We start from the raw sequence: 17,626 nt of genomic DNA, 5'->3' as shown, positions 1-17,626 counted from the left end.
AACTCAGGTCTTGGCGTAGGGATCGGCGAAACCCAGCGCCATGAGGACTTCCGATTCGCGGGCCTCCATGCATTCGGCTTCGTCGTCTTCCTCATGGTCATAACCCTGCGCATGCAGGGTGCCATGCACCAGCATATGGGCGTAATGGGCAGCGATGTCTATGCCCGCCTCTAGGGCCTCGCGCTCCACCACCTCGGCGCAGATGACCAGGTCCGCCGTCACCACGGGCTCATGACTGTAATCAAAGGTCAGCACATTGGTGGCGTAGTCCTTGCTGCGAAAGTCGCGGTTCAAGGCCTGCCCCTCTTCGGCGTCCACGATGCGCACGGTGATTTCGCCGGGCAGTTCCAAGGCGGCGCGGATCCAGCGCTGCACTTTGTGGCGCGGCAACAGCGCCCGGTGGCGTGGGTCGGCAAACTGCAAAGACAGGCTCAGTTCGGCTTGGCTCATTGCGGGGATCCCTTCTCTGTCTTGCTCAATTTGGCCTCGGCCGCCGTGCGCGCCTCGTAGGCCTCCACAATGCGCGCCACCAGCGGATGGCGCACCACGTCGGCGCTGGTGAAGCGGGTCATCGCAATGCCCTTGACCTTGGCCAGCACCCGCTCGGCATCCACCAAGCCGCTGGTGGTGCCGCGCGGCAGATCCACCTGGCTGGTATCGCCGGTGACCACGCATTTGCTGCCAAAACCAATGCGGGTCAGGAACATCTTCATCTGCTCCGGCGTGGTGTTTTGCGCCTCGTCCAGAATCACAAACGCGTGGTTGAGCGTGCGTCCGCGCATGAAGGCCAAAGGCGCCACTTCCAGCATGCCTTTCTCAAAGGCCTTGGTGACGCGATCGAAGCCCATCAAGTCATAGAGCGCGTCATACAAAGGGCGCAGATAAGGATCGACCTTTTGAGTCAAGTCGCCGGGCAGAAAACCCAAACGCTCGCCGGCTTCCACCGCGGGTCGGGTCAGGATGATGCGTTGCACCGAACTGCGCTCGAGCGCATCCACCGCGCAAGCTACGGCCAAAAACGTCTTGCCAGTGCCCGCAGGCCCAAGACCAAAAGTGATGTCATGGGCCAGGATGTGCCGCAGGTACTCATGCTGACGGGGCGTGCGGCCGGCCAGATCGGCCCGGCGGGTGCGCAACACGACCGCCTCTGGCGCAGTGCTTTCCGCTTTCGCCTCATCGGCCGTTGCGCCGGCCCGTTTACGCTTGACGGCCGGCTTCAACTCGCCAGCGGCTTCAACCAAAGCCAGTTGAAAAATCTCGGGCGCAATTGGGCGCCGCGCGCGCTCATACAGGCTTTGCATCAGTTGCAAGCTGCGTTCGGCAGCAGCCTTCGGGCCCTCGATCCGAAAACTCTCATGCTGGCGCAGGATTCGAACGCCCATGCCGGCTTCGATCTGGCGCAAATGCTCATCCAGGCTGCCACACAGATGGGCCAGGCGGCGGTTGTCAACCGGGGCGAATTCATGGCGAAGAATCACAAACAGCTTTCTTTCAAATACGTGAAGCACGGGCTCCATTGTCGCCCGAGCAAGTACGGGGGCGAAGCGGGGCCGGCGTCCTGCACAATCGCCCCCCATGCATTGCTCGACACACTCAGATACAGCCCCTGACTCGAACGCCGAACATGGCCGGGCGAGCGGCGGTCCTGCGGCCATGGCTTGCGCCCTCTTGCTCTGCTTGCCCATTGCCGCCTTGGCACAAGCCACGCAAGCCGTAACGACGAGCTCGGGCGGGCTTGAAGTGTTGGTCCTGATTCAAACGCTGCTGGCCGGCATGGCGCTGATGATGAGCGCATCCACCGGTCTGATCGCTTATTGGCACGCCGGGGACCGCACCGCGGGCTACCTCAGCGCGGCATTGTTGGCCGGCGCCTTGTGGGCCTTGCTGCCGAGCTTTTGCGCGCACTTGGCACTACAAGCCCTGACCCAACAAACCCTGTCTTTGGCCTTGCTGGCTGCAGCCACCTGGGCATCGGTTCAATACCTCTTGCATCAAATCGCCTCATCCCGTGACTGGATGGATCGCACCTTGCTCATGCAAGTCTTGGCGGCGCCACTGAGTCTCTTGCTGGCGCCACCCGCCTTGGCAGTTGGCGCGCAGCGAATCTGGTGCGTCGTGATGAGCCTGGAGTTGTTGCTGGCTATCGCTCGCCATGTGAGCGTGCGCCGACGCCGACACCAGGCCAGCGCCAACCCCACAGCCTTGCAAACACGAGAGTTACGAGTCGCAAGCGGGTTGCTGTTCGCTGCAGCAGCCTCAGCGGCCCTGATCCTGGCTGACGCGTTGGCCGGGCTTCCTCACGGTCAGATCGCCGCCCTGCCCTCTTTCGTAACCCTCGGCTTGCCCCTGGCCTTGCTCGGCCACGGCCTGCTGGTCACGCTCGCCTTGGCCCAAGCGCGCAAGACCGCAGAGGCCCAGCAAGATCAGCTGGAACAAACCATGATCGAACGGGTGGCGGAGGTGGAGCGCAGCTATGGCGAAATGGCGGAACAAAAACTCGAGCAAGTGACCGAGCGTGAGCGCAAACGCATTGCCGCCGACCTCCACGATGACCTCGGCGCCAAGCTACTGACCATCGTGCACACCAGCGAATCGGATCGCATCTCCACCCTGGCTCGGGAGGCATTGGAAGAAATGCGACTCTCGGTGCGCGGCCTGACGGGCAAGCCGGTACAACTGCTGGACGCGCTGGGCGACTGGCGTGCCGAGGTGGTTTCGCGCCTGGGGCAGGCCAATATCCTGGCCGAATGGAAGTCCCCACCCGAAGACATTGTCCACACGCTGCCGGCACGCGCTTACGTGCAAACCACACGGATCTTCCGAGAGGCCGTCAGCAACATCATCAAACACAGCGGCGGCACCCATTGCACCATCAGCTGTCATGTGCAAGACGGAGACTTCCTCGTGATGATCCAAGACAACGGCCAGGGCATTCCTGCTGAGTTGGATGGTCGACTGGACCGCGGTCACGGCATGGCCAGCATGAAGTCACGCGCCAAACAGATGCACGGTCAATGCTTGGTGGAGTCGGGTCCAGGCTGGGGAACCGTGATTCGTCTCACGATTCCGCTCTGAACATCGCACGAAACGCTGGCAAGTCACTCAGGCAAGTTGGCAGCCTGCCGATAAACCCTTACTGTTCAGGGTGCGAATGGAGCCTGCGGCAATCCGCCTCAGGCCCGCACCGACAGCGACCGAGACCCCCATGGATCACATCCTCTTGCTTGAAGACATTCCTGAAATCCGCGCCTGGTTGAAGGCGCTGATCAAGCAGGTGTTTGCCAACGCACAAATCACCGAGTGCTCACGCGTGCAGGATGCGCTGGCCCTGGTCAACAGCCAGCGCTTCAATCTCGCCTTGCTCGATCTGGGTCTGCCCGATGGATCGGGTGTCGACGTGATCGCCGCACTTCGTGATCGCCAGCCCGAGGCGCAATCGGTGATCGTGACTATTCACGATGACGACGAGCACCTGTTCCCTGCTCTGCAAGCTGGCGCTTTTGGCTATTTGCTGAAAGAACAATCGCGAGAGTTGCTGGTGGAACAGTTGCAGCGCATGAGCCAAGGTGAGCCACCGCTGTCACCCTCCATCGCGCGCAAGGTCATCTCTTATTTCGCCAAGCAGAACCGCCCACAAGCCGCCGCGCTGCTGCACGAGGTCTCGCTGACCGACCGCGAGACCGAGGTGCTGCTGCGCGTCGCCAAGGGCTTCACCCTGCCCGAGATCGGCGTGCAGCTGGGTCTGTCGCGCCACACGATTGCGGACTATGTGAAGCAGATCTACCGCAAGCTGAACGTCTCTTCACGCGCGGAAGCCGCCTTGGAGGCACAACGCTTGGGCCTGTTCGGCAGGAACTGAAGCGCAGCTCGATCGGCCGGATAATGGGCCGATGATTGGAAGACTGACAGGCGTCATCGCGGAAAAATCGCCCCCGCTGGTTCTCATCGATGTGCAAGGCGTCGGCTACGAGGTCGACGTGCCGATGAGCACCTTCTACAACCTCGGCAATCTGGGTGACAAGGTCTCGCTGCTGACCCATTTTGTGGTGCGCGAAGATGCCCAGATCCTGTTTGGCTTTCTCAGCCAAGAAGAACGCGCCACTTTTCGTCAACTGATCAAGATCAGCGGCGTCGGGCCCCGCATGGCTTTGTCGCTCTTGTCCGGTCTGTCGGTGGCCGAATTGGCCCAGGCGGTGGCGCAGCAGCAAAGTGCCCGCCTCGTCAAAGTGCCCGGCATCGGTAAAAAGACGGCCGAGCGCCTCTTGTTGGAGCTGAAGGGCAAATTGGGTCCAGATCTGGGTGCGCCGGTCAGCATCGCCAACGACAACCAGGGCGACATCCTGCAGGCCTTGGTGGCGCTGGGCTACAGCGAAAAAGAGGCCGCGCTGGCGCTCAAAGCCTTGCCGCCTGATGTGGGCGTGAGCGAAGGCATCAAGCTGGCGCTCAAGGCGCTGTCCCGTTGAGTCGCAGATAGTCATCGACGATGAGCATTCAAACCGACGATTTCGCCAGCCCCTTCAGCCCCGCAAACACTGCACGGGTGATCAGCGCGGCTCCCGCCTCCCCGAAAGAAGAAGCGATTGAGCGTGCACTGCGCCCCAAATTGCTGGACGAGTATGTGGGCCAGACCAAGGCGCGCGAGCAATTGGAGATCTTCATTGGCGCGGCCCGCAAGCGCGATGAGGCCATGGACCATGTGCTGCTGTTTGGCCCTCCCGGCCTGGGCAAGACCACCTTGTCCCACATCATCGCCGCCGAATTGGGCGTGAACCTGCGCCAGACCTCGGGACCGGTGTTGGAAAAGCCCAAAGACTTGGCGGCCATCCTGACCAATCTCGAGAAGAACGATGTGCTCTTCATCGACGAAATTCACCGGCTCTCACCGGTGGTGGAAGAAATCCTCTACCCCGCGCTGGAGGACTACCAGATCGACATCATGATCGGTGAAGGCCCCGCCGCCCGCTCGATCAAGCTGGACCTGCAACCCTTCACCTTGGTCGGCGCCACCACCCGGGCCGGCATGCTGACCAACCCGCTGCGCGACCGCTTTGGCATCGTGGCGCGGCTGGAGTTCTATACCGATGTCGAACTGCAACGCATCGTCACCCGCTCTGCCGCGCTCTTGAACACGCCGATGGACGCGGACGGTGCCATGGAGATTGCACGTCGTTCGCGCGGTACGCCGCGCATCGCCAACCGACTGCTGCGCCGCGTCCGAGACTACGCCGAGGTGAAGGGCAATGGCCATATCGGCAAGAGCATTGCCGACAAAGCACTGGCAATGCTGGATGTGGACCCACGCGGCTTCGACCTGATGGACCGCAAATTGCTGGAAGCCATCGTGCACCGTTTTGACGGCGGCCCGGTGGGACTGGAAAACGTCGCCTCGGCCATTGGCGAAGAAGCGGGCACGATCGAAGACGTGATTGAGCCTTATTTGATCCAGCAAGGCTTTTTGCAGCGCACACCGCGTGGCCGCATTGCCACCTTGGCGGCTTTCAGGCATTTGGGGGTGACGCCGCCGAAGGCCAGCGGCGCCTTGTTCGAGGAGTAGCTGCCGGCGGCTGTCGCCTGACAGCCCCTCAAAACCCTGCCTGTCCGCCTGTTCAGGCATAAAAAAAGCGACCCGAAGGTCGCTTTTTTGATTCTGTCGCGAACGATCAGAAGTTGTGGCGGATGCCGACTGCGAAGGAGTCGAAGTCGTTGGCGCTCTTGGCTTGCGTGCTGTCGATAGCTGTGTAGAAGCCATAGACCTTGGTGCGCTTGCTCAGGTTGTAGTTGTAGCCCAGGGTGTACTGCTTGCCACCGTTGGTGCCGTTGACGCCAGGACGTGCACCGAACGAAGTACCACCAGCCTTGGTGCCGCCCACGTTCACGTGGAACTCGGAGGCGCCCAGAGCGTACATGGCGGAAACGCGGCCGATGTCACGGGTTGCACGTGCGCCAGCACCCACGTCTTCACGCTGATAGTAAGCGCCGAATGTGAACGCGCCCAGCTCATACAGGCCACGCACGGCGAATTGCGAGGCGTCGCCTTGCTTGCCGTAGCCAGCGCCCAGGTGCAGAGGGCCCATGTCGTAGTTGGCCGACAGGTCGAACGCGCGCTTGTCAGCGCCTTCACCAGCGTGAGCCGTGATTTCAGCCGAGAAACCGGCGTAGGTCGGAGTGAAGTAACCCACCTTGTTGGTTTCGGTGAAAGCTGTGCCGAAGGCATACAAAGCATCGCTCGAAGTGCCGGTGTCGTGGTTGTGCATGCTGATGTAGTCAGCAGTGGCGAAGTAGGAACCATTGGTCCAACGGCCCAGCTTGACGGCGCCGAAGTTGCCGCTCAGCTGCACTGCAGCTTCACGATTCCAGAAAGCCGACTTGGTGCGGCCGTCGTCGGATTTCAGACCGTGCTCCAGGAAGAACTGAGCCTTCAGGCCGCCACCCAGATCTTCGGTGCCCTTGAAGCCCAGACGCGAGCTGTTGTCCTCAACCATCACCTTGCGATCGCCGCCGTTCACGGACTGGCTTTCCACGGAGGTGTTCACGCGGCCCCACAGGGTGACCGAGCTTTGAGCGAATGCGGGGGCGGCGAATGCTGCAATAGCTGCCACGAGAGCGATCTTTTTCATCGTATGCCTTTGTGAGTTGAGATTGAGCTGAGCTTGAGTGCCCGGTCTTCTGCGCAATGTGGCGTGAGTATAGGAGTCGAAAGCTTGGGGCGCAGCATTCCGACGCGAAATTGCAACACTTAACTGCTATACCCCTAGGCATGAGCTTTCACACTTGCAACAGGCGCCAAAAGATAACGGGCGAAACCTGCGCAAAGAGGTCGCCAGCGGCTTGGCCCTTCAGGTCGGGAGTGGCCGCGCTAGATGCGCCAGATGGGCATCATCGTGCCAGCCGATCAAGCGAAAGCCAGCGTTGGCAAACAGCAAGCGATTGATCGCGGCATTGCCCAAGATCCAGCTGCGCGGCGCCTGCAGCGACTGCCCGGTGCTGGCCCTGTAGAGACAGTCCAACAGCCCCCCATGACTGACGATCATCACGGTCGCGCCTGGATGGGCTTCGGCCACGCGCCGCACGGCCGCCACACTGCGATGGCAAAAATCACCCAAGGCTTCACCCTCCTGGGGGGCGAAATCGGCATCCCGGCGCCGCCAGCGCTCGGCTTGCTCGGGCGCTCTTTCGGTAATCTCTTGCCAAGTCAGGCCCTCAAAGACCCCAAACGAACGCTCGCGCAAGCTCGGCGCCAAGATCAAGGGCGGAAGGTCCGACCGCCTGCGCAACAAAGGCGCCGCCGTTTGTACCGCCCGGCTCAAGTCACTCGAGTAGACCGCGTCAATCGGCTCCTCCAGCAAGGCTTCAGCCAAGCATTCGGCTTGCTGAAGCCCGAAGGGGCTGAGTCCAATATCGGTATGACCCTGGATGCGCGCAGCTTGATTCCAAGGCGTTTCGCCATGCCGGACGAGCAGAATCCGAGTGCTGCTGTCGAGCGACATCGTTCAAACGCCCCAGATCACCGGCTCTTCGGCCTTGACGCTGTGGCGCATCAATTCAAGCAGCGGCCAAACCCGCTGACGCAGGCTGACGCCTTCGCGCCGAGGGGGAGGCTCACCGGCCGCCACCGCCTCTGCCTGAGCCGCAGCGAATGCAGCATCATCCTCGGCGGCCGCCTGCTCCAGCTTGTGCATGGCCTGCGGCAACTCGCCGACCGGCAAGATGCCTTGCGCCATCGGTTCTCGCCCCAGGAGCTTCAGGATCTGATCACCCTGGGGACCGAGCATGATGACGTCCGCACCTGCCTTGGACTTGAATTTATAGATCACGGGTACCCCTCTCGCGGCCATTGACTCGCTATTGTGAGGGCTCGGGCGCAAAAAACGGGCTCTGGCGATGCGCCGTGACCAGCACATGACCAGAGCCCGCTCAAACCAACAGGCCGCCCATCAACTGCATGCCGCCACGCCCGGGCGGCGCCAGAGGGCGACGCCAAACGCGCTCCTCAAAAGCCTGCGCATCCAGGGCAGGGGCATACAAGAAGCCCTGGAACTCATCGCAGCCGGCGCGAGCCAGGAAGTCTTTCTGCACTTCGGTCTCGACGCCCTCCGCAATCACATGCAAGCGCAAGGCTTGGCCCATTTGAATGATGGCGTTGACGATGCCCGCATCACTGGCATCCCCTGGCAGGCCTTTGACGAAGCTGCGGTCGATCTTCAAACGCTGGATCGGGAAACGTTTCAAATAGCCCAGGCTGGAATAACCCGTCCCGAAGTCATCGATCGACATGCAGACGCCAAGCGCAGCCAAGGCTCGCAGCCGGCGCAGTGCCTCTTCGGCATCACGCAACAAAATGGATTCGGTCAGTTCCAACTCCAGCAAGGCGGGCGGCAAGCCGGAGCTTCGCAGCACCTGCGCCACGGTCTCGGCGAACTGACTCTGCTGAAACTGCAGGGCCGACACATTGACCGCCACCGGCATGCGCCAGCCCTGACGCAACCAGATCGCGGCCTGTTCCACCGCTTGGCGCAACACCCACTCCCCAATGGCAACGATAAAGCCGCTCTCCTCGGCCACCGGAATGAACTCGCCGGGCGATATCTCACCGCGCAGCGGATCGCGCCAACGAATCAATGCCTCGGCGCCGATCACCTGTCCGGAGCGCAAATCGATTTGGGGCTGGTAGTGCAGGCGGAACTGTCCCTCCTGCAGGGCCTGGCGCATGGCGTGATCCAGCCGCATGCGTGAAAGCAGGTCGACATCCTTGCGGGGCTGATGGAAGTGGAAGGTCGCACGGCCGCTTTCCTTGACCCAGTGCATAGCTCGCTCGGCGCTGGCCATCAACTCCTCAGCGTTGGCGCCGTCGCCTGGGAACAAGGCAATGCCGGTGCTGCAGGTGACGGTGAAGCTCAGAGTATCGAAGTTGAAGGGCCGGGACATCGCCTCCTGCACCCGCCGCGCCGCATGCTCGGCGCCGCGCGCATCGGCTTGGTGGATCAGCAAGGCGAACTCATCACCGCCGAGTCGCGCCACGGTGTCGACCTCGCGCAGACAGGCCTTCAGTCGCTCGGCCACCTCCTTCAACACCCGGTCACCATAGGAATGGCCCAGCGTGTCATTGATCTGCTTGAATCGATCCAAGTCGACATTGAGCAGCGCAAAGGGCGCACTCTCGCGCTTGGCCATGGCTTGCGCATAGTCCAGCCGCTCAGCCAGAGCGCGGCGATTCGGCAGGCCGGTCAACATATCCGAATGGGCCAGCTGATCGATGCGCTGGTTCGCCGCCATTTTCTCGCTCAGATCACGGAAGGAGTACACCCGTCCGATCGGCCGCCCGCGGCTAAATTGGGGCAGCGAAACACGCTCCAGCACGCGACCATCGTTGAGCTTGATCACATCGCTGCTTTGCAGCAGCGGCGCTTCTTCGATCGCCGCCAGGCGCTGCGCATAGGCGGCACCATCGACCACGCTGCGCCGCATCCAAGTCTGCACGGCCTCGTCATTGCGCTCCAAGAGCAGGTCGGCCGGGATGCCCCACAAAGAGGCAAAACGCCGATTGAAAGAGCGCATGCGTCCCGCCAGATCGGCGACCAAGATGCCGTCGGCGGTCGACTCCAAGGTGGCCTGCAATTCGGCTACCAAGGCTTCGCGCTCTTCCTCGCTTTGGCGCTGTCGACTCAAGTCCCGAATCGACACCAGCCAGTAGGCGCTGGTGTCACCGGGCGGCCGGATCGGGCTGATGCGCCGCGTCACCCAGAGCATCTGACCATTGGCGTGCCGCATCAGCGTGTCAGAGTTGAGACTGGCCGCGCTATTGCCCGCCGCCTCCATCCAGAACATCGCATCCTCTGGCGTGCTGGCCAGCGATTCGACGGTCTGCCCCAACAAGTGCTCGGCGCTCATGCCCAACAGTTGCTCCGCCGCCGTGTTGACCGCCAGGATGCAACGGCTGCGCCCATCCACCAACCACGCGGCCTCCAGCAAGCCCTCCATCAGGGCTGCAAAAGGTTCGGTGGACAGTGGCGTTGGGCTGGAAAACTGCAGGCTGACCACGGTCACGCCGCCAACTCCGTCGCCCCGAGGCCGCCGCTGCCGAGGCCATTGCTGGGTTCAAAGAAATAAGCAATGCGGGTGCGCGGACTGAGATAGTCCATCGAAGCGCGCGGCAACTGCTGCGCCTTCAGGCTCCGGCGGATGCCCAGGTCAGGCATATCCTCGAGATTCAGGACCAAGGCCTCTTCCTTGGGCACATTGGGGTCGTGCACCATCACCCGAGGCTTCAGTGGCCGCGAGGAATTGACCGCCACCACCAAGGCGAAGCGATCGTCCGTCAGTTGCACCGCCGAGCCCGGTGGGTAGACCCCCATCATGCGAATGAAGGCATTCAGCATGGTGGCGTCAAAACGGTTACGCCCTTGGGCAAACATCAAGGACAAAGCCTCATGGGGCGTCATCGCCTTGGAAGCGAGCAAGGGGTTGCACAAGCCGTCAAACCGGTTCACCAACGCCACGATGCGCGCGCCGGCGCTCATCTTGTCCATATTAATGCGCTGCGGGAAACCGCTGCCATCGGCGTTCTCGTGGTGCTGAGCGATGATCAGCAAAGGGCCGGGCGACAAACCCATGCCTTGCGCAATCGCCACCCCTTTGGCCACGTGTTGCTGATAGGCCTGCTGCTCGGCCGCGGTGAAGCTGTCGTCTCGATTGCGCAAACGGGCCAGAACCTCCAGCTTGCCCACATCGTGCAGCAAGGCCCCAACACCCAGATCCAGCATTTCGTCGCGATTCAAGCCAAAAGCACGACCCAACAATAGCGAAATGATGGAGACGTTCAAGGCGTGGGCGGTACTGCGGTCGCCGGCACCTTCGTTGAGCAAGCGAATGTTGAGATCTCCCTCAACCAACATCTTGTCCAACAGCGCCGCCGTTAAGGCCGTGGTCTGCTCTCGGCTGGCCAGCGGTTCTCGTGGCACCAGATCCATCACCTCACGGAAAGCTGCGGCGGCCTCGCCGTACTGGCGCTCACAAACCTGCAGCGCCTCGCGTTGGGCAGCCAGCGCCTTGCGGTGCGCTTCGCGAGCCAAATCCTCCACAGAACTGCCCTCGGGCGCAGATGCAGGCAAGGGCTCCGCAGGCAAGGGCGTTGCATCCATATGCAAATCGCTCTTGCCGGGACTCCAGCGCACCTGACTCAAACCCAGTCGGCGCAAGACAAGCAATTGGTCTTCGGAAGCCAGCTTGAAACTGCTGAGCGGAAACGGATGCGACATCCAGCCCAGTTCCAGGTGGATGAACATCCCCACCTTCAGCTGGCCTACATCGATCAAAGGATCGGCAGTTCTGTCCTTCATATTCTCTCTACGCCTGTTCGTTGAGGCGCCCTCCAGTCAAGCTTCGGCTCGATTTTGGCCAAACTTTAGCGTCTGAGGGAGGAATCGCGAGCTTCAGAGCACTGGCAGAAATTCATGTGCGAATTGTCACGCAGCCTCGTCGATATCTGGCCACGCTCGGTACAGTTGCGGCCACGAGGCCATGCCTCACCCCCTATCTTGAAGAGGATGCCATGAGCCAAGCCTTGATCTGTGATGCCATTCGTACGCCCTTTGGCCGCTATGCCGGCGCTTTGTCCTCGGTCCGCGCCGACGACCTGGGTGCCATTCCGCTGCGTGCCCTGATGACTCGCAATCCGGGCGTGGATTGGGCGGCTGTTGACGATGTCGTCTTCGGCTGCGCCAACCAAGCCGGCGAAGACAACCGCAATGTGGCCCGCATGTCGGCGCTGCTGGCCGGCCTGCCGCTTGAAGTCCCGGGCCTGACCCTGAATCGGCTGTGCGGTTCCGGCCTGGATGCCGTCGGCACGGCGGCCCGGGCGATTCGCTCGGGCGAAGCCCGGCTGATGATCGCGGGCGGCGTGGAGAGCATGAGCCGAGCCCCTTTCGTGATGCCCAAGGCCGACAGCGCCTTCTCCCGCAGCCCGGCGGTTTACGACACCACCATCGGCTGGCGCTTCATCAACCCTCGGATGCAGTCCCAATACGGCGTCGACTCGATGCCCGAGACCGCGGAAAACGTGGCGCTCGCTTTTGGCATCGAGCGCGAGGCCCAGGACCGCATGGCCTTGGCCAGCCAGTTGAAGGCCGTCGCCGCCCAACAAGCCGGTTTTTTCGAGCAGGAGATCACGCCCGTCGAGATCGCGCAGAAAAAGGGCGACGCGCTGATCGTGCGCTGCGATGAACATCCCCGCGAGACCAGTCTGGAGGCTTTGGCCAAACTCAGGCCCATCGTCCATGCGCAAGGGTCGGTGACGGCCGGCAATGCCTCGGGCGTCAATGACGGCGCCTGCGCCCTGTTGCTGGCCAATGAAGCGGCAGCGGCTCAGCACGGTTTGCGGCCACGAGCGCGCGTCGTCGGCATGGCCACGGCCGGCGTCGAGCCTCGCCTCATGGGCATGGGCCCGGCGCCGGCCAGCCAAAAGGTCTTGGCTTTGACCGGCCTGAGCTTGGCGCAGATGGACGTGATTGAGCTGAACGAGGCCTTCGCCGCCCAAGGTCTGGCCGTCTTGCGCCAGCTTGGACTGGCGGACGACGACGCACGGGTCAACCCCAACGGCGGCGCCATTGCCCTGGGTCACCCGCTTGGCGCCAGTGGCGCCCGACTGGTCACCACGGCGGTCAATCAACTGCATCGCAGCGGCGGTCGCTACGCCTTGTGCACCATGTGCATCGGCGTTGGCCAAGGCATTGCACTGATCATTGAGCGGGTTTGAGCGCGCGAGCAGTTGCTCGTTTCCGATGCGAGTCATGAGCCTGAGACATGACTCGATGCTTTTTTGTCACCCATGCAGCCTCAGTCACCTCGGGTAAGCCCGGGGCCGCATGGGATACTCAAAACAGACGTCCGAACGCATAGCGCCCATATATTGCTAAAACCTCGGACAAATCCACACAAACAGTCGCTCAACCCTTTTCCAGCCGGACACACTCACAGACTTTGTATTTCAGCCGCCCAGCACCGCTGCGGCCCGCCAGCCCCAAGCCCTAGCCCGACGCCATGGGATGCAGCACTCCGCGTGCCGCAGTCAAGATTTCGCCCGCCCCCTATCCAGCAAGGGGAGCCGCGGCGGAGGGTTGAAAGGCGCCAGTGCTCACGATGGTTTGAGCAAAGCCCGAGTCAAGCTGGCGCCACCTGAACTCGCACCATGTCAGCACGCGCTTTTGAAGATTTAGCCGCCGCACCCTTGGCGCCCTCGATTCAGGACAGCCCACACGCCGAACAGGCCTTGGAATCCGGCCCCCTGAAACGCGATCTGGTCGCCGGTCTGGAAAAGGGCTTGGCCGTGATTGAGGCTTTCGATCAAGAGCGCCCACGCCTGACCATCAGCGAGGTCGCCGTGCGGACCGGTTTGACCCGAGCCGCCGCCAGACGTTATCTGCTGACCCTGGCCCACCTGGGCTTCGTCACACAAGAGCGCAAGATGTTTGCACTGACGCCCAAGGTGCTGCGTCTGGGCCAGAGCTATATGCACTCGGCGCGCCTGCCCCGCATCGTCGAGCCCGAGTTGCACAAGCTGGCCTACGCGATGAAGGAGGCCTCCTCCGCTGGCGTGCTGGACGGCAATGACGTCATCTGCATTGCCGCCACCAGCGCGGGCCGGGTGGTTTCGCCCACCTTGCAACCGGGCTTTCGGGTGCCCGCCTACTGCGCCGGCACCGGTCGTGTGATGTTGGCTGCCATGGCTCCGGCTGAGTCGGATGCCTGGATTGCGCGCCAAACCCTGACGGCACTGACCCCCAACACCGTCACCCACCCCGATCGCCTGCGCATTGAGATTGCGCGGGCGCGGCAGTTGGGCTACGCCGCGGTGGACCAGGAGCTGGAGTTGGGTCTGCGCACGGTAGCCGCCCCCCTGAAGAACTACCGCGGCGAGGTGGTGGCGGCCATGTGCATCAGCGTGCATGCCTCAAGAATGAGCATGGACCAAATGGTCGAAAACTGCCTACCGCCCCTGATGCAAGCGCAGGCACATCTGCGCATGCTGCTCTAAGCGGCGTGTACGCGGCCTCAGCTGACGCGCACCTGCTGCAGTCGAGGCCAGCATCAACCCCCTACTCAGGCCTTATCGCGCCTTGAACTGGCCTCTGCGGCTGGCCTGCACCCAGAGCACCCCGGCGGCGAGCAAACAAAGCAGCAACGACACCGCAGAACCCTCCACGCCAAAAGTGCCGCCGCTCAGCCAGTCCGGGCCCGTCAGGCTGGCGCGCAGCCAGCCTTCGTCGGTATGGCCGGACACCGAGATCCCAAACACCGCGCCCTGCACAAAGTTCCAGGCCAGATGCACGCCCACGCACAGCCACAGACGCCGGGTCAGCACATAGGCCGCGCCCAGCAACAGGCCCAGCTCGATGCCCAACATCAGGCCGATCAGCGGCGAGGCGCCGGCATTACCCAAATGGGCCAGACCGAACAGAACACTGGAAATCAGCAGCGCCCAGGCGGTGCCGACCGAGCGCTCCAACAGCCTCAGGGCGATCAAGCGAAACAGCAACTCTTCAATCACAGCGCCGACCGCCACCTTGGGCATCATCTCGGTGAAGACCCGGGCAAAGTCACTGGCACTGCCCACCGACTGCACGGTGTAAGCCCCGACCAGCGCCAGCATGGCGACCACCGCGGCGATCAGCGCGCCGCCCAAGAGCAAACCGCCAGCAAACTCTCGGCTTGCCGCCTGCAGGGAGAACTCATCGACCGGCCGCCGCTCCCACCAGCGCACATAGGCGAAGTAGGCGCCCATCAAGACCAGCACCTTGATCAGATTGCGCGCGTCCCGCAGGCCGGGGTCGGCCATGAAGAGCTTGGTCAAGATATTGGCGCCAATAAAGGGCAAGCCAACGAAGAGCAAGACGGCCAGCCATTGGCCGAGAGCGCCGCCCCTGAAGCGTCGCCCGACGGGCAGGACCGAGAGCGCCGGGGTCGATGCGGGCGAGGCGGAGAAGGAAAACGTGCTTTTGAAGTCCATGGCGCGAGGCCCTGCTCGCGCAGTGGCAGAGAGGAGTGGTGTTGAATCAAGCCCGCATTCTTGGCCGCTGCTCATTCACAAACCACCGCCTTGCGACAGACTGCAAAGCCGCGCCGCTAGGCGGCACAAAGCCGGGCATCGTGGCGCGCATTGCCAACACCCCATTTCACTCACACTCGCTGGGATGGCCCCTCTTTCACCATCACAGGCTGGACACTTATGCGCCGAAGCGCCGCTGCTGCAACAAAGGGCTGACCCGGTAACGTTCGCTGCGATAGGCCTCGAACAAACCGTCCAGCAGTTCCACCACCGGCTCAGCGCCCAGCAGCGCCAGCCATTCAAACGGCCCCGCCGGGTAATTGACGCCCAGCTTCATCGCCAGGTCCGCGCCTTGCGCCTCGCATACGCCTTGCCAAACGGCGTCCGCCCCTTCATTGACCAGCATGGCCACCGTGCGCGCCACCACCAGACCCGGTGCGTCGCGCAGCAGCAGCGGCTCCCAGCCCAAGGCGCGCCAGACATCGGCCACGCCAGCTTGAGCCGCCGCGCTGCTGCGCGGAGCAAATACCAGGGCCAAAGCGTCCATGCGGTCCGGCGCGACCGGCCAGTCCATCACCGCCAATTCATCCTGCTTCAACTCAAAAGCCAATTGCGCCGCACTGCGGCCCCGGCTCAGATGCACTTGCATCGCGCCGATCTGCAAGCCGGCCCATGAGGAAGCGGACTCTCGCTCAAAAGCCAAGCCCTTGTAGGTCAGCCAACTCGCCAACTGTTCGACCAGCCCACCCTGGCCATGCAGGCCCAGAGTCGGCAAAGCCTGCTGCGGCGCCGCGACCGGGCCACTGGCCTGGGGCGTGCCGGCATAAAAACCGCGCCCCACTTTGCGACCCAAGCGCCCGCCGTCCACCAAAGCTTTTTGCACCAGCGAGGGCATATAACGCTTATCGCCAAAGTTAGCTTCGAAGACCGACTGGGTCACCAGGAAGTTGGTGTCATGCCCAATCAAGTCCATCAGCTCGCAAGGGCCCATGCGAAAACCGGCGCTGCGCAGCGCCCGGTCCAGCTGCGCGGGCGTGCCGGCCTGCTCTTGCAGCAGCGCCAAAGACTCCGCGTAATAAGGCCGCGCAATCCGGTTGACGATAAAGCCTGGCGTGGACTTGGCATGCACCGGCGTCTTGCCCCAGCGGCGCGCCAAGCGATCAATCACCGCAGCCACATCGGGGTCGGTCTCGGCACCCGACACCACCTCGACCAGCTTCATCAACGGCACCGGGTTGAAGAAATGCATGCCCACCAGCCGCGCCGGGTTTTGCATGCCATTGGCCAGCGCGGTCACGCTGATCGACGAGGTGTTGCTGGCAATGATGGCGCCCGGCGGCAGCAAGGCATCCAGCTGCCGCAGCAGCGCCTGTTTGGGCTCCAGCTTCTCGACGATCACCTCGACCACCAAGGCCGCCTCGGCCAATTCATTCACATCCGCAGCGGGGCTGATGCGCGCCAGAACTGCAACGCGCTCCTCCGCCGCCATGCGGCCCTTGGCGACCAAACCGTCCAGCGCCCGCCCCATTTGTTCAATGGCCGCAGCTGCTGCGCCCTCGCGCACGTCCAGCAGGCGCACCGCATGCCCGGCCTGCGCTGCCACTTGGGCAATGCCCGCCCCCATGATGCCGGCGCCGACCACGCCAATCAAAGCCGGCGCTTCAGCCGCCACCGTCCACATCGTCAAATCTTTATCACTCATGCTGGCTACTCAATTCTTGCCATGGATCCAAGCCGCAGGCCGCTTGCCCACAAAGGCCGCAAAGCCTTCGCGGGCCTCGTCGCCGCTGCGCACCCGCGCGATCGTCTGCGCGGTCAGCTCGCGCACCTCGGGCGTCACCGGCCCGACCTCCAACTGCCCCATCAAGGCCTTGATCTCGGCCTGCGCGCCGGGGCCGCAGGCCAGCAGCTCGCTCACCCAGGCATCCAGGGCCAAGTCCAAATCGTCGGGGGTGTCCACCACCTGCTGCAACAAGCCGAGCTGCAAAGCCTCATCGGCGCCGATGCGGCTGGCGGTCAAAGCTAAGCGCCGCGCTTGGCGCAGGCCCACGGCATTGACCAGATAAGGGCCAATCACCGCCGGCAAGATGCCAAAACGCGCCTCGCTGACGGCGAACTTGGCCTCGCGGCTGGCCAAGGCGATATCGCAGGCGCAAGCCAGGCCCACGCCGCCACCCAGGGCCAAGCCCTGGATGCGAGCCACCGTAGGTTTGGGGCAGGCCGCCAGGCGCTGCAACATCTCGGCAAAACGGCGCGCATCGGCCAGATTGGCTTCTTGCGAGGCGGCCGCCGCGCGGCGCATCCATTCAATGTCCGCCCCGGCGCTGAAGGCCTTGCCGGCACCGGCCAAGACCAGCACCCGCACGGCAGGGTCGGCCTGGGCATGCTGCACCGCCTGGCTCAGCTCCGAGATCATCAATTCATTGAAGGCATTGAATACCTCCGGCCGGGTCATGGTGATGCGCGCCACGCCGCGTGCATCCACCGCAATCGTCAGTGTCTCCACCTGAAACTCCTTGTAATTCAGCAAGTATCGCAGCGCGGCGCACGGGGTTTAGCCTTGCGCCGCCCGCGAGATCAAGCGGC

The 17,626-nt window shown here is 63.0% G+C and carries 16 protein-coding genes; 6 read left to right on the top strand and 10 right to left on the bottom strand.

Annotation, left to right across the window (positions count from 1 at the left end):
- Nucleotides 1–3 precede the first annotated feature (3 nt).
- Both ybeY and ACOVRJ_RS05745 read right to left on the bottom strand, forming a co-directional pair.
- Complete coding sequence (gene ybeY, locus ACOVRJ_RS05750) at nt 4–450, bottom strand: rRNA maturation RNase YbeY (RefSeq protein ID WP_422042937.1); 447 nt, start codon at nt 448–450, stop codon at nt 4–6.
- Complete coding sequence (locus ACOVRJ_RS05745; RefSeq protein WP_422042936.1) at nt 447–1,517, bottom strand: PhoH family protein; 1,071 nt, start codon at nt 1,515–1,517, stop codon at nt 447–449. Before ACOVRJ_RS05745 ends, ybeY begins: the two co-directional genes overlap by 4 nt.
- 136 nt (nt 1,518–1,653) lie before the next feature.
- On the opposite strand from ACOVRJ_RS05745, the gene ACOVRJ_RS05740 reads away from it, so the two are divergent.
- The 4 genes from ACOVRJ_RS05740 (at nt 1,654) to ruvB (ending at nt 5,554) form a co-directional block, all read left to right on the top strand.
- Entirely contained in the window at nt 1,654–3,075 is a 1,422-nt protein-coding gene (locus tag ACOVRJ_RS05740) for a sensor histidine kinase (protein ID WP_422042935.1), read from the top strand.
- A 130-nt stretch (nt 3,076–3,205) separates the two neighbouring features.
- Nucleotides 3,206–3,859 carry a response regulator transcription factor gene (locus ACOVRJ_RS05735; protein WP_339595631.1) on the top strand — a complete coding sequence of 218 codons (654 nt, stop codon included), beginning with the start codon at nt 3,206–3,208 and terminating at the stop codon, nt 3,857–3,859.
- 31 nt (nt 3,860–3,890) lie between these two features.
- Complete coding sequence (ruvA, locus tag ACOVRJ_RS05730) at nt 3,891–4,463, top strand: Holliday junction branch migration protein RuvA (RefSeq protein WP_263539181.1); 573 nt, start codon at nt 3,891–3,893, stop codon at nt 4,461–4,463.
- Between the two features lie 20 nt (nt 4,464–4,483).
- Nucleotides 4,484–5,554, top strand: a complete 1,071-nt coding sequence (ruvB, locus tag ACOVRJ_RS05725; protein ID WP_422042934.1) for a Holliday junction branch migration DNA helicase RuvB — start codon at nt 4,484–4,486, stop codon at nt 5,552–5,554.
- A gap of 106 nt (nt 5,555–5,660) precedes the next feature.
- Here the strand turns inward: ruvB and ACOVRJ_RS05720 are convergent, their stop codons facing one another.
- The 5 genes from ACOVRJ_RS05720 to ACOVRJ_RS05700 all read right to left on the bottom strand — a co-directional run bounded on the left by ACOVRJ_RS05720 (nt 5,661) and on the right by ACOVRJ_RS05700 (nt 11,336).
- Nucleotides 5,661–6,617 carry a porin gene (locus ACOVRJ_RS05720; RefSeq protein WP_422042933.1) on the bottom strand — a complete coding sequence of 319 codons (957 nt, stop codon included), beginning with the start codon at nt 6,615–6,617 and terminating at the stop codon, nt 5,661–5,663.
- A 219-nt stretch (nt 6,618–6,836) separates the two neighbouring features.
- Complete coding sequence (locus ACOVRJ_RS05715; RefSeq protein WP_422042932.1) at nt 6,837–7,487, bottom strand: histidine phosphatase family protein; 651 nt, start codon at nt 7,485–7,487, stop codon at nt 6,837–6,839.
- 3 nt (nt 7,488–7,490) lie between these two features.
- The gene (locus tag ACOVRJ_RS05710) at nt 7,491–7,814 is read right to left on the bottom strand and encodes a DUF1840 domain-containing protein (RefSeq protein WP_422042931.1); all 324 of its coding nucleotides are present in this window, start codon (nt 7,812–7,814) and stop codon (nt 7,491–7,493) included.
- Between the two features lie 100 nt (nt 7,815–7,914).
- Nucleotides 7,915–10,044 (bottom strand): putative bifunctional diguanylate cyclase/phosphodiesterase, encoded by a 2,130-nt coding sequence (locus ACOVRJ_RS05705; protein WP_422042930.1) that lies wholly within the window; start codon nt 10,042–10,044, stop codon nt 7,915–7,917.
- Nucleotides 10,041–11,336: an HD-GYP domain-containing protein gene (locus ACOVRJ_RS05700; RefSeq protein ID WP_422042929.1), complete on the bottom strand. Its 1,296-nt coding sequence runs from the start codon at nt 11,334–11,336 to the stop codon at nt 10,041–10,043. Before ACOVRJ_RS05700 ends, ACOVRJ_RS05705 begins: the two co-directional genes overlap by 4 nt.
- A 212-nt stretch (nt 11,337–11,548) precedes the next feature.
- Between ACOVRJ_RS05700 and pcaF the strand changes: the two genes are divergently transcribed.
- Both pcaF and ACOVRJ_RS05690 read left to right on the top strand, forming a co-directional pair.
- A complete protein-coding gene (gene pcaF / locus ACOVRJ_RS05695) occupies nt 11,549–12,751 on the top strand; it encodes a 3-oxoadipyl-CoA thiolase (protein ID WP_422042928.1) in 1,203 nt (400 codons plus the stop codon).
- Between the two features lie 432 nt (nt 12,752–13,183).
- Nucleotides 13,184–14,029 (top strand): IclR family transcriptional regulator domain-containing protein, encoded by an 846-nt coding sequence (locus tag ACOVRJ_RS05690; protein ID WP_422042927.1) that lies wholly within the window; start codon nt 13,184–13,186, stop codon nt 14,027–14,029.
- A 72-nt stretch (nt 14,030–14,101) separates the two neighbouring features.
- On the opposite strand, the gene ACOVRJ_RS05685 is transcribed toward ACOVRJ_RS05690, so the two are convergent.
- From ACOVRJ_RS05685 to ACOVRJ_RS05675, 3 genes are all read right to left on the bottom strand, one after another.
- Nucleotides 14,102–15,001 (bottom strand): CPBP family intramembrane glutamic endopeptidase, encoded by a 900-nt coding sequence (locus ACOVRJ_RS05685; RefSeq protein ID WP_422042926.1) that lies wholly within the window; start codon nt 14,999–15,001, stop codon nt 14,102–14,104.
- A 217-nt stretch (nt 15,002–15,218) separates the two neighbouring features.
- A complete protein-coding gene (locus ACOVRJ_RS05680; protein WP_422042925.1) occupies nt 15,219–16,742 on the bottom strand; it encodes a 3-hydroxyacyl-CoA dehydrogenase in 1,524 nt (507 codons plus the stop codon).
- Nucleotides 16,743–16,751: 9 nt separating this feature from the next.
- Complete coding sequence (locus ACOVRJ_RS05675) at nt 16,752–17,546, bottom strand: enoyl-CoA hydratase-related protein (RefSeq protein WP_422042924.1); 795 nt, start codon at nt 17,544–17,546, stop codon at nt 16,752–16,754.
- Nucleotides 17,547–17,626 lie beyond the last annotated feature (80 nt).

The organism is Roseateles sp. (assembly GCF_049240545.1).
Classification (GTDB): Bacteria; Pseudomonadota; Gammaproteobacteria; order Burkholderiales; family Burkholderiaceae_C; genus Paucibacter_A.
Note: the sequence above shows the minus strand (reverse complement) of the source record. Positions and strands in the feature narration are given on the sequence as shown.